We start from the raw sequence: 12,427 nt of genomic DNA, 5'->3' as shown, positions 1-12,427 counted from the left end.
CCATGCGAGTCGAACTGGAAATCCCCGACAACGTAACCGTCGAGATCGACCATCTCGACGTGACCGTCGACGGCCCAGAAGGCACCGTTACCCGGCGTCTCTGGTACCCCGACGTGAGCGTCGACGTGGAAGACGACAGCGTGGTAATCGAAAGCGAGTCCGAGGACGCGAAAACGAACGCGACCGTCGGCACCTTCGAGAGCCACGTCGAGAACGCCTTCCGCGGCGTGACCGATGGATGGGAGTACAAGATGGAAGTCTTCTACTCTCACTTTCCGATGCAGGTCCGCGCGGAGGGCGAGGAAGTCGTCATCGAGAACTTCCTCGGCGAGAAGGCACCGCGACGAACGAACATCCACGGTGACACCGACGTCTCCGTCGACGGCGAAGTCGTCGTCCTCTCCGGCCCGAACAAAGAGGACGTCGGCCAGACGGCGGCAGACATCGAACAGCTGACCCGAGTCAGCGGCAAGGACACCCGCGTCTTCCAGGACGGGGTCTACATCACCGAGAAACCCGCCAAAAGAGGTGTCTGATAGATGGCAGACGACGAACCAGAAACTGAGGAGACGCCGGCCGACGACGGACCGGAGGAACTCGAGGACATCAGTGGCGTCGGCGCAAGCAAGGCCGATGCCCTGCGCGAGGCCGGCTTCGAGTCCATCGAGGACGTCAAGGAAGCCGACCAGGACGATCTGGCCGAAGCCGAGGGTATCGGCAACGCGCTCGCCGCGCGTATCAAGGCTGACGTCGGCGATCTCGAGGTCTCCGAGGAGACCGAAGCGGAGATCGAAGACGACGGCGTTGACGAAGAAGAGGAACTGGCCGAGGACGTCGAGACGGAACTGCAGCCTCGTGGACTGGTCGAGAAGACGCCGGAGCTCTCCGATGAGGAGACACGGCTTCTCGAGCGCCGCAAGAGCGAGGGGAAGCCGCAGTTCAACCGCCAGGATTACCACATGAAAAAGCGGACGCCGGAATCCTGGCGCCGCCCCCGCGGGCAGCTCTCGAAGCAGCGAAAGGGTGTCAAAGGCAAGGGCCCGAAGGTCCAGGCCGGCTTCCGGACCCCCACCGAGGTTCGAGGCAAGCACCCGAGTGGCTTCGAAGAGGTCTACGTCGAGAATACCGACGACCTCGAGGGCGTCGACGGCGACACGGAAGCGGTCCGTATCGCGTCCTCGGTTGGCGCGCGCAAGCGCGAGCGGATCGAGGAGACGGCGGAAGACGAGGGCATTCGTGTCCTGAACCCAACGTACGAAGAAGTCGAGGTGGAATCCGATGACTGATCTCTCCGCACAGAAGCGACTCGCGGCCGACGTCTTGGACGTCGGAAAGAATCGCATCTGGCTCGACCCGAGCGCCCAGGCCGATATCGCCGAAGCGATCACGCGCGACGAGATCCGCGAACTCGTCGACGAGGGCCTCATCCAGGCCGAAGACGCAACGGGCAACTCCCGCGGCCGAGCCCGCGAGCGCAACGCAAAGCGCGCCTACGGCCACCAGAAGGGGCCAGGCAAGCGCCGCGGCAAGAAGGGTGCCCGCCAGAGTCCCAAAGACGAGTGGCAGAACAAGATTCGTGCACAGCGACGGAAGCTGCGCGAACTCCGTGACAAGGGCGAGGTTACGCCCACGCAGTACCGCGAGCTCTACAAGAAGGCTGGCGGTGGGGAGTTCCGTAGCGTCCAATACCTGTTGAATTATATCGACGAAAACTACGGTGACCAATAATGGCGACAGGACCACGATACAAGGTGCCGATGCGGCGTCGGCGCGAGGTCCGGACGGACTACCATCAGAGGTTGCGCCTGCTAAAATCGGGCAAGCCCCGCCTCGTTGCTCGCAAGAGCAACAAGCACACTACGGCGCAGCTGATCGTTCCCGGACCCAACGGCGACGAGACGCTCGCGAGCGCACACTCGAGCGATCTCGAGGAGTACGGCTGGGACGCCCCCACGAGCAACATTTCGGCGGCGTACCTGACCGGCCTGCTAGCCGGCCAGCGAGCCGTCGACGCCGGTCTCGAGGAAGCGGTTCTCGATATCGGCCTCAACACCGCGACGCCCGGCAACAAGGTGTTCGCGGTTCAGGAAGGCGCAATCGACGCCGGCCTCGAGATACCGCACAACGATAGCGTGCTCGCGGACTGGTCGCGTACCCGCGGCGAGCATATCGCCGAGTACGCAGAACAGCTAGACGAGCCGCTGTACAGCGGCGAGTTCGACGCGACCGAACTCCCAGAACACTTCGACGACGTACGAGAGGCGATTCTCGAATGAGTGGAAACAACTACAATGACGACGGATGGGAACCCGTCACCCGTCTCGGCCGGAAGGTCCAGGAGGGCGAAATCGACACGATGGAAGCCGCCCTCAACTCGGGGCTCCCGCTGAAGGAACCCGAGATCGTCGACCAGCTCCTCCCTGGACTGGACGACGAAGTGCTGGACATCAACATGGTCCAGCGAATGACCGACTCCGGCCGCCGCGTGAAGTTCCGATGTGTCGTCGTCGTGGGCAACCGCGACGGCTACGTTGGCTACGCGGAAGGCCGAGACGATCAGGTCGGCTCCGCCATCCAGAAGGCGATCGGTATCGCGAAGCTGAACATGCTCAAGGTCCCTCGAGGATCCGGCTCGTGGGAGGACCGTTCGGAGCGGCCACACTCGCTGAGCCGACGGACGACCGGAAAGGCCGGCTCCGTCGAGGTTGAGGTCATCCCGGCCCCCGAAGGGCTCGGACTGGCCGCGAGTGACACCGTCCGCCACGTCCTCGAACTGGCCGGTCTCGAGAACGCCTGGACCAAGAGCCACGGCAATACGCGCACGACCGTCAACCTCGCGAAGGCGACGTTCAACGCGCTCGAGAACGCTTCGCAGTCCCGACAACCGGCACCGCGCACAAGTGACCGTGACGAAGCCGAGGTGGCCGACCAATGAAGGCAATCGTCCAGATTCGCGGTGAAGTGAACCGCCAGCAGGACGTCCAGGACACCCTGGAGATGCTCAATATCCACAGCGTCAACCACTGTGCGCTCGTCCCCGAGACCGACACCTATCAGGGGATGATCACCAAGGTCAACGACTACGTCGCACACGGTGAGCCGACGGAGGACGTTCTCGCGACGCTGCTCGAAAAGCGCGCCGAACCCCTCGAGGGCAACCAGTCTGACGTCGACGAGGAGTGGCTCGTGGAGAACACCGAGTTCGACGACTTCGACGCGCTCGCGAACGCGCTCCTCGCAGAGGAGACGACGCTTCGAGACGTTGGGCTGTCACCGACGCTTCGGCTCCACCCACCGCGTGGCGGTCACGACGGTATCAAGAAGCCGACCGTCGAGGGAGGACAACTCGGAAAGCATACAACAGAGCAGATTAACGACCTGCTAGAATCGATGCGATAACCATGACGAGTAAAAAACGACGTCAGCGCGGATCGCGGACACATAGCGGTGGTACCCACAAGAATCGACGGGGTGCTGGCCACCGTGGCGGACGCGGCCGCGCCGGACGAAGCAAACACGAGTTCCACAACTACGAACCGAAAGGCAAACACGGCTTCAAACGTCCACACGACATCCGCGAGGAGGTCGTAGAGATCGATGTCCAGAAGTTAGACGAGGACGCCATCCTCTACGTCGCCGACGATCTCGCCGACGAGGCCGACGGTGGCTACGAACTGGATGCTCGCGACATCGTCGAAGACGGACACGAAGCCGACGTCGTCAAGGTCCTCGGATCTGGCCAAGTCCGCAACCAGCTGACGGTGACGGCCGACGCCTTCTCCGAGGCCGCTCGAGAGAAACTCGAGGCTGCCGGCGGTGAGGCAGTTCTCTCGGAGCGAGCACAGGACGCTAAAGACGACGACTCCGAACAGAACGAGGACTAACGTATGGGATGGAAGGAAGCCGCCGAACCGGTCTTGACGCGGATGCCCGCAGTCCAGCGACCGGAGGGACACGTTCCCTTCAAGCGCAAGCTGACCTGGACGGCGGGGATCCTCGTGTTGTACTTCTTCCTGACGAACATCGGACTGTTCGGAATGGAATCCGGTGCAGGGGACGACCTCTTCGGCGAGTTCCGTGCGGTTCTTGCGGGTGAACAGGGCTCGCTGATGCAGGTCGGTATCGGACCGATCGTCACGGCGAGCATCGTCATGCAGTTGCTCGGCGGGGCGAACCTTCTCGGGCTGGATACGGACGATCCCCGAGATCAGGTGCTCTACCAGGGCCTACAGAAGCTGCTCGTCATCGTCATGACGGCGCTGACCGCACTCCCGATGGTGTTCGCCGGCGGCTTCCTGCCACCCCAGCAGTCGCTGACGCTCGGCGGGTTCACTTTCGATCAGACCCAGATTCAGGCGCTGATGTTCACCCAGATCTTCATCGGGGGTGTCCTCATCCTCTATATGGACGAGGTCGTCAGTAAGTGGGGGGTCGGCAGCGGGATCGGGCTGTTCATCATCGCTGGCGTGAGCCAGAAGCTCGTTACTGGGTTTATCCAACCAGCTGAGGGGGGATTCTTCTACGACTGGTATCGGATCTTTACCGGCCAGGTAGAAGTTGGCTCGCTCGTTGCCGGTGACGGCCTCTACACGCTGTTACTACAGGACGGGCACATTATCGCCCTCTTTACGACGCTGTTGATCTTCGGGATCGTCGTCTACGCGGAGTCTGTCCGCGTCGAGATCCCACTGAGTCACGCCAGAGTTAAGGGTGCTCGCGGTCGCTTCCCCGTGAAGCTCATCTACGCGAGCGTCCTGCCGATGATCCTCGTTCGCGCGTTGCAGGCGAACGTTCAGTTCATCGGTCAGATTCTCAACCGCCAGACTGGCGACGCGTCGACCATCGCGTTGCTCGGCCGAGAGTTACCGTGGCTCGGCGTCTACGACAGTCAAGGCCAGCCCGTGAGCGGATTCTTCTACTACACCGCTCCGATCTACTCGCCAAACGACTGGATGTGGTGGACGGGTGAAGTCGCCCAGCAGGCGTGGATGGTGATGATCCGCATCTCTATCGACCTGACGTTCATGGTCATCGGCGGTGCGATCTTCGCTATCTTCTGGGTCGAAACGACGAACATGGGGCCGGAAGCGACGGCCCGTCAGATCCAAAACTCCGGGATGCAGATCCCTGGCTTCCGACAGAACGTCGGCGTCATCGAGAAGGTCATGGAACGGTACATTCCGCAGGTGACCGTCATCGGCGGCGCGCTCGTCGGTATCCTGGCGGTCTGGGCGAACATGCTCGGAACGATCGGTGCCGTTACCGGAACGGGTCTGCTGCTGGCTGTCTCGATCACGTACAAACTGTACGAAGAGATCGCCGAGGAGCAGATGATGGAGATGCATCCGATGATGCGCCAGATGTTCGGCAAGGAGTAACGGAGTTCCGGGCCGCTTTGGCCCGATTTCGCTCGGACTACGTCTCTTTCTTTCTGCTGGCCAGTCGGTCACTGTTACAGTTTACTATCAGTCAGTTCCGCCACACCGGCTGCCCGGGTCGCGGTTGCGCCCGTAAACCGGTACAGCAATCCGTACGACTCTTACCTGCTGACGGTAGGACTCTTGACCCGCCTATCTCACTCGTCAGGAGCCTCGATTACGTCGTCTTTCGCGAGGACGATACAGTCCTCCCACGATCATCGCTCTGAGACGGATCGGTGTACGTGTTGCCGCTGGTCGCTCGAACGAGAGAAAGCGATCACCGTAACGACTCATACGGATTGCTGTACCGATTTACCGGTGCAACCGCAGGACGGGTCGCGGTCGCACCGGAAATGATTTACAGTAAACCGTATCACAATAGGCGTACGAGCCATGGCCACTACAGCGCAATCCGCTTCGAGAGCGACCACGATTCGAACCGTCCATCTCTTCTCGTAAGTCGATTGGATCGCTTGCAACGAGCGCATTCGAAAACCCGCCACTGTGGCTCGAGTGTGTCAGACGGTCTGCGATGGCTGATTGCCGGTCGATCGCTCGGCGGTCTGGGATCGACCGAGACAGACACATGGCGGTCCGTATCAGTTCCTGCAGGAGACGGAATCGAACTATCGCCGAGATGAACGGAGAACAGAGTGCTCGGGCGTTACTGGATGGAGTATCCTGCTGCGATCGTCAGCAGAAATACCATGAACACGGCGAGGCCCATCATGTAGGAGATAGACCGTGGCTCTTCGAGGAGGTGTTGGTAGTAGCCCGCGATCAACAGTATCTTGGCCACCGCGAGCACGATCGTCCCTGCGAGGGCCATTTCGTACGTCAGAAACTCGAAAAAGGCGAACTTGCCCGTACCCAACACCAGCAATGCGACGTAGATCAGCGAGTACGTTCGAACGTCAGCCATTGCTGGGTATTCGGGGCGAGGGGCACTTATACCTTCCTCAACGCCCTCGAGTCCGTTCGGACGAGTTGTCATCGAACAACCGTAAACTCGTCGTCAGTATGTCGGTACTGACCGCCACAGGAGTCCGCATCGGCGGCGATAGGTGGATATCAAACGAGTGCGTACACCAGAATGTCTTTGTTCGATGACTTCCCAGTTATCGTATCGTGGTACGCTTTCGGCCAACGTCACGGACGATCGCTTGCGTCGTCTGCGCGTTGCTGGTGTCTTCTCTCGTGATCTCGGGGTTCGTGGTTCCGACAGTAGCGAACCAGAACGCGGCCCTCGTTAGCAGTGGCGACGATGACCTCGAAATCGACGACAGTCTTCGTGATCTCGAGGACTCCGAGACGGTCGAACTCGTCGTTCGATTCGAGGAAGCAACCGTTCCCGAGGATGCAAGCGACGACAAGGTCGAGTATCGCCTTGAGGAACACGCAGCAAAAACGCAAGCACCGTTGCTCGATTACGCGACCGAAACAGCGTGGATCTCCGTCGAAGAGGAGTTCTGGGTGACCAACGCCGTCTTACTCGAAGTCGAGACGGATCGCGTCGACCTCGAGGCATTCGAGCGATTCGATGCAATCGAAGCGATCCACGAGAACTTCGAACTATCGGTGCCACCGGAACCGGACGAACGCGACGACGTGGCCGATGAGGATGACGATCCGTCGACAACCTGGGGTGTCGAAGCGGTGAACGCACCCACGGTCTGGCAAGAGTACGACGCTCGTGGAGACGGGGTCCGCGTCGCCGTCCTCGACACCGGCGTCGACGCGGACCATCCGGACATCGAGTTATACACGGACGACCCAACCGATCCGACGTACCCCGGTGGCTGGGCGGAGTTCAACGAGAGCGGTGATCGCGTCGTGGGATCGACGCCGTACGATTCGGGAGCGCACGGAACACACGTCAGTGCCACCGTCGCCGGTGGAAATCAGAGCGGCACGGCGATCGGCGTCGCTCCCGAGACCGAGTTGCTCCACGGACTCGTCCTGGACGAGGAAGGCGGGACGTTTGCACAGATCATCGCCGGAATGGAGTGGGCACTCGAGGAAGAGGCCGACGTGATCAGTATGAGCTTTGGGGCGACCGGTCGACACCACCAGCTGACCGACCCGGTTCGGAACGCAGAAGAGAGCGGCGTTGCCGTGGTTGCGGCGATCGGAAACGAGGGAGAGAACACCTCTGGATCGCCCGCGAACGTCTACAATTCGATCAGCGTCGGCGCGGTGGATCCGGACGGGGCCGTCGCGTCTTTCTCGGGGGGAGAACGTCTCGAGCGGACTGAGTGGGAGACGGGGCCGGAAACGTACGTTGCGCCCGACGTCGTCGCACCTGGCGTTGCGATCGACAGCGCGGTTCCTGGCGGAGGATACGAACCGTTCCCCGGAACGTCGATGGCCACGCCACACGTCGCCGGAACGATCGCGTTGTTACTGGAGATCGAACCGGATACGACGCCATCTGACGTCTCGAGAATCCTCACGGAGACAGCGTGGAAGCCAGCTGACGCACCGGATGAGAAAGACACTCGGTACGGATACGGGATCGTCGACGCAGACGCCGCAGCGACCCAGTTAGTCGACGAACGCGTCGAACCCGAGGAAGTCGCCAGCACACAGGCGAGTGACGACCGCTCGACCGACGATGCGGTGGACGGAGCCGAATCGTGGCTCGAATCGCTGTCCACGTCCCCCATCGCCGAGGTTATCGTGCTCACCGCCGCAGCCGTCTTGGTGGGGCTCTTCGTCGTGGTGGCTCGACATATTGAGATTTGACATCTAGCGGTGCCACATATCCGACGAGGAAGGCACAGGAGATGCACCGAAGCCGAGCGGTGACCTACCGCTAGGAGCTCGACTACGCGGCAACCGGCCTCACCCTTTTCGACCGAGACGTGTGAGACGGATTGCTGTCCCGATAGACCGGCGTACGGGTCGCGGGTGCGCCGGCACTGACGGACAGTAAACCGATGAGACGGTTCCACCGATCGCTGCGTCGCCATTGAACATCGGTCTGGACTCGGTCGCACACCGCCCGAACGATCAGTATGTACATCCGTATCGTTGGTATGTGCCCCTCGTTCGTGAGAACTTGACTCGGCGGCGTGGTCGTTCACACCAACAGTACCCACCGAACGTCAACACTCACCTGCTCACAAAACAGCGGCCAGCACTGGTCATGCTAACCGCTCGAGTGCGGAGAGGAAATCGTTTCGACGATTACTATCGGAGTCGAGAGAATCGATGTAGCGAATCGCCGCTACATCAGGTAGAACAGCGGGAAGAGGATGACCCAGACGATGTCGACGAAGTGCCAGTAGAGTCCGAAGAACTCGACCGGCCGGTGGTCCTCGAGGTAGGCATCCACGCTGACGATCCGGTAGATCATGAACAGCGCGATGAGCACGCCGAAGATCACGTGAAGCGCGTGCAAGCCGGTGGTCACGAAGTAGATGGAGTACTCGATTCCGGTCCACCAGAACTCGCCTTGCTGGAACTTGACGCCGTACTCGTAGGCTTTCACGCCCATGAACGTCAGCGCGAGCAACAGCGTCGCACCCATCGCCCCGAGCAGACCCTTCTTGCTCTGGCGTTCGGCGAAGACGAGCGCCAGGATGACGGTGAAACTCGAGGTGAGCAGGACGTAGGTGTTGAGCAGACCTGGCCACGAGGCGAATGGAACGGTCGTCCAGTCGCTCCAGCCCGTATGAAGACGCATGAAGACGAACGCACCGATCGCGGCACCGAAGACGACGACGTCGGATGCGAGGAACACCCAGACACCGAATTTCGTGTTACCGATGCCACCGAACGGCCATCGTTCGGCGACCGCCATCTCGGGGACGTCGAACTGTTCGACGCCGAACTTGAACAGCGTGTATCCCATCGCCACGATACCGAGTACCGTCAGGATCGGATAGACGATGTTCGGTTCACCGGCAATACCGACGAGACCCTCGGGCGGTGACTCGGTTCCCTGTGCGAATTCGGCGATGTACGGCGTGATTCCCGTTAGCCCGAAGAAGAACAGGAACGTCGAGATACCGATCCCGAGCGGCCAGATACTCGCGTGATCGGGGTGGTCTTCTTCGTGAGTCGAGGCAACCTCGGCAGCCGCCGCCTCGCCCTGGGCGACGCCGCCGTCGGTCGCCGCCTTCGAGTCCTCGACGAACTCGAGGTGGCCAGTCTTGTAACTGGGTCGACCGGTCCAGTTTTCGAGTGGCGGCGGCGACGGAACGGCCCACTCAGCAGTACGCGAGTACTCCCACGGGTTGTCGGGTGCTCGCGGTCCGTAGAGGTAGCTGTGGGCGAACGTTGCGAACATGATCAGGAACGATGCGCCGAAGACGAACGCGCCCACGGTCGAAAGTTGGTGGTAGAACTCGGCACCCTCGGCGAAGTGGAAGACGCGCCGCGGCGTCTCCCAGGCGAGGAACTGCGGGAAGTAAAGCAGGTTGAAGCCGACGAAGTAGACGGCAAAGTTGATCTTTCCGAGCGTCTCGGAGTACATCTTCCCGGAGATCTTCGGCCACCAGTAGTAGAGGCCAGCAACCAATGCGGTGACGCCCGAGACCATCACGTAGTGGAAGTGGGCGACAACCCAGTAAGTTCCACGGAACTCGTAGTCCAGCACGACTGCACCGAGGAACACCCCGGTGATCCCACCGAGGATGAACAGTACGAGTGCGCCCAGGCTGAACAGGAACGGCGTCGTAAACCGGACGCGTCCTTTCACCATCGTGTAAATCAACGCAAAGACCATCAGGTCGAACGGCAACGAGATTCCGATCGTTGTCGCCATCATCAGCGTCTTGATCTCTAAGTTGATGGTCGTCAGGTACATGTGGTGCATCCAGACGAGGAACGACTGGACTGCCACCAGAACCATCGCGATGATGACCCACTTTCGGCCGACTAACCGTCGACCGGTGAACGTCTGGAACGTCTCGAACATGATCCCCAACGCGGGGAAGAAGACGATATAGACCTCCGGATGGCCGAAGAACCAGAACAGGTGTGCCCACAGCAGGCTCGAGCCCTGTTCGGTCGCGAAGTACTGCGTAAGGAAGATCCGGTCGGTCGCGAGCAACAGCAACGCGGCGAGCAGCGCCGCGAACGCGAACAACATCATCCAGACCGTCAGCAGCCACGACCAGGTGAACATCGGCATGTTCCAGAGGCCGAGGCCCTCCGCGCGCGACCGGTGGATCGTCACCAGGAAGTTTACCGTACCGATGGTGATCGAGATGACGAACAACATCAGCCCGAGGATCGTCGCGTTGCCACCCGTCGTCGCCTCCATCGCGGGCGTGTACGTCGGTACGTTCAACGGCGCGTACATCGTCCACCCGCCGGCGTACGCCCCGCCCTGGAAGAACGAGAACGCGATGAGAACGCCGGAGAAGAGGTAGAACCAGTAGCTGAGTGCGTTCATTCGGGGGAACGCGAGGTCCTTTGCACCAATCTGGAGCGGAACGAAATAGTTCGCGAACCCGGATGCGATCGGCGAGAGGAACCAGAACACCATCAACAGGCCGTGAGCCGTGACTGCCTGATTGAACTCGTTACCGCTCAGGAGTCCGATTCCACCGGATTCCCACAGATGTGCGCGAAACGCGAGCGCCATTACCCCTCCAAAGAGGAGGAAAAACAGGGCCGTCACGATGTAGAGAATCCCGACGTCCTTATGGTTCGTCGTAACCAGCCACCGTTTGACTGACGTCATCGGGGGAAGGTCACTCATTCGTCGTCACCTCCGTCGTTGTTGTTGTTGTCATCGTCTTCGTCGTCTGCATCAGGGTCCTCAAGTTCGTAGGTTTCGTCGGTTGGACCGGTGAAGTCGATCGTGTCTTCGATCGCTTCGAACTCGTCGTCGGTCGGCGTGATCGTCACGTCGTACGCACCGCCCTGCTCGAAGTCCCCGAGTTCGACCGTTCCGTCCTCGAAGTCGTCGGGTCCGAGCGTCGCCGAGAGATCCTCGTCGAACTCGTCGTTCTCCTGGTGTTCGATGGAGAGTTCGAAGCCGTCGGTGACTGGTTCTTCGTTCTCGTCCTCGAGAGTGATCGTCAGCGTGAGCTGATCGTCCATCCACTGATCGAACTCGTCTTGTGGAAGGACGGTTACGTCGGAGTCCATATCCGAGTGACCGGGTCCACAGAGTTCGAAACACTCGGCGGTGTACTCGCCGGGTTCCTCTGCCATGAACCAGGTTTCGTCGACTTCACCCGGGATCGCGTCGGCTTTCACCTTGAGTTCTGAGATCCCGAACGTATGCCAGACGTCGGTGCCAGTCACCTCGAGCCAGACCGGGGTGTCCGCCGGAACGACCATTCCCTCACCGAGGGAGTTCGTCTCGACACCGTTTTCGTAGGTGAATCCCCAGTCGAACGCCCAGCCCTCGACGTCGACTTCGATGGCGTCTTCGGGAGCTTCCTGTGGACCATCCTCGACGTACAGCAACCAGCCGTACGTCCAGATGATCAACGAAATAACGATGATGGCGCTCAACCCGAAGGATACGAACAGTTTCTTTCCGCCCTTTCCACCCGTCGGTAGTTCCCCGAGAGTCGGTGCATCGTCGTCGCTCGACGTGCCCTCGTCGCGGTACTTGTACGCGTTGTACAACGTGTACGCGATGACGACGGCGCCAACGAGCGTCCCGAGTCCGAGGAAGACGAGGAAAATCATCTCGAACACGTCGACGCGCGTCTGCACCTGCATCGGGATCGTGAGTGCGCTGTAGATTGTATCCACCTCTATTGAAGACCGCTTATATGTCGGACGATGGTTGCTGGGGGCACTTATCTATTTGGAAACGAGCCGATAGTGGCTTTGTCTCGAAACCGGCCGAAACCACACGGGTACCGCGGGTTTTCCCCGTTTGCCCGCTTCCGTCCCTCACCGATTCGTAGGATTCATCGACCTTGTTTCTATCGCTGATCGATCGGCTTCATATATTCGGGTTGACAGCTATTCGATCGCGTGCCGACTCGAGTCGAACACCTTCGGTTCGAACGCGGGTACGGTCAGGACGGACG

Annotated in this window: 12 protein-coding genes; 9 read left to right on the top strand and 3 right to left on the bottom strand. The window is 60.6% G+C overall.

Going from position 1 to position 12,427, the window contains the following annotated elements:
- Window positions 1-2 precede the first annotated feature (2 nt).
- Genes GRS80_RS05330 through secY form a run of 8 tightly spaced genes read left to right on the top strand, consistent with a single transcriptional unit; the run spans window position 3 to window position 5,378 of the window.
- A complete protein-coding gene (locus GRS80_RS05330; RefSeq protein ID WP_149080033.1) occupies window positions 3-536 on the top strand; it encodes a 50S ribosomal protein L6 in 534 nt (177 codons plus the stop codon).
- Between the two features lie 3 nt (window positions 537-539).
- A complete protein-coding gene (locus tag GRS80_RS05325; protein ID WP_160046662.1) occupies window positions 540-1,286 on the top strand; it encodes a 50S ribosomal protein L32e in 747 nt (248 codons plus the stop codon).
- A complete protein-coding gene (locus GRS80_RS05320) occupies window positions 1,279-1,728 on the top strand; it encodes a 50S ribosomal protein L19e (protein ID WP_160046661.1) in 450 nt (149 codons plus the stop codon). The genes GRS80_RS05325 and GRS80_RS05320 overlap by 8 nt, the downstream gene beginning before the upstream one ends.
- Window positions 1,728-2,276, top strand: coding sequence for a 50S ribosomal protein L18 (locus GRS80_RS05315; protein ID WP_149080036.1), 549 nt, complete (start codon window positions 1,728-1,730; stop codon window positions 2,274-2,276). The genes GRS80_RS05320 and GRS80_RS05315 overlap by 1 nt, the downstream gene beginning before the upstream one ends.
- Window positions 2,273-2,935 carry a 30S ribosomal protein S5 gene (locus tag GRS80_RS05310; RefSeq protein WP_149080037.1) on the top strand — a complete coding sequence of 221 codons (663 nt, stop codon included), beginning with the start codon at window positions 2,273-2,275 and terminating at the stop codon, window positions 2,933-2,935. Before GRS80_RS05315 ends, GRS80_RS05310 begins: the two co-directional genes overlap by 4 nt.
- Entirely contained in the window at window positions 2,932-3,399 is a 468-nt protein-coding gene (locus GRS80_RS05305; protein ID WP_160046660.1) for a 50S ribosomal protein L30, read from the top strand. Before GRS80_RS05310 ends, GRS80_RS05305 begins: the two co-directional genes overlap by 4 nt.
- 2 nt (window positions 3,400-3,401) lie before the next feature.
- On the top strand, window positions 3,402-3,884 hold the full coding sequence (locus tag GRS80_RS05300) for an uL15m family ribosomal protein (protein ID WP_160046659.1): 483 nt from the start codon (window positions 3,402-3,404) through the stop codon (window positions 3,882-3,884).
- 3 nt (window positions 3,885-3,887) lie between these two features.
- Window positions 3,888-5,378: a preprotein translocase subunit SecY gene (gene secY / locus GRS80_RS05295; protein WP_160046658.1), complete on the top strand. Its 1,491-nt coding sequence runs from the start codon at window positions 3,888-3,890 to the stop codon at window positions 5,376-5,378.
- 706 nt (window positions 5,379-6,084) lie between these two features.
- Here the strand turns inward: secY and GRS80_RS05290 are convergent.
- Complete coding sequence (locus GRS80_RS05290) at window positions 6,085-6,342, bottom strand: cytochrome C oxidase subunit IV family protein (RefSeq protein WP_160046657.1); 258 nt, start codon at window positions 6,340-6,342, stop codon at window positions 6,085-6,087.
- A 206-nt stretch (window positions 6,343-6,548) separates the two neighbouring features.
- Here GRS80_RS05290 and GRS80_RS05285 point away from each other — a divergent pair, with 206 nt between their 5' ends.
- Window positions 6,549-8,165, top strand: a complete 1,617-nt coding sequence (locus GRS80_RS05285; RefSeq protein ID WP_343161461.1) for a S8 family serine peptidase — start codon at window positions 6,549-6,551, stop codon at window positions 8,163-8,165.
- Between the two features lie 484 nt (window positions 8,166-8,649).
- Here GRS80_RS05285 and GRS80_RS05280 read toward each other — a convergent pair whose 3' ends face one another.
- Both GRS80_RS05280 and coxB read right to left on the bottom strand, forming a co-directional pair.
- Window positions 8,650-11,133 carry a cbb3-type cytochrome c oxidase subunit I gene (locus GRS80_RS05280; protein ID WP_160046656.1) on the bottom strand — a complete coding sequence of 828 codons (2,484 nt, stop codon included), beginning with the start codon at window positions 11,131-11,133 and terminating at the stop codon, window positions 8,650-8,652.
- Window positions 11,130-12,110 carry a cytochrome c oxidase subunit II gene (gene coxB, locus GRS80_RS05275; protein ID WP_160046980.1) on the bottom strand — a complete coding sequence of 327 codons (981 nt, stop codon included), beginning with the start codon at window positions 12,108-12,110 and terminating at the stop codon, window positions 11,130-11,132. The genes GRS80_RS05280 and coxB overlap by 4 nt, the downstream gene beginning before the upstream one ends.
- Window positions 12,111-12,427 lie beyond the last annotated feature (317 nt).

This window comes from Natrialba sp. INN-245 (assembly GCF_009807105.1).
GTDB lineage: Archaea > Halobacteriota > Halobacteria > Halobacteriales > Natrialbaceae > Natrarchaeobius > Natrarchaeobius swarupiae.
The sequence above is the reverse complement of the archived record's forward strand: the minus strand, read 5'-3'. Positions and strand labels throughout refer to the sequence as shown.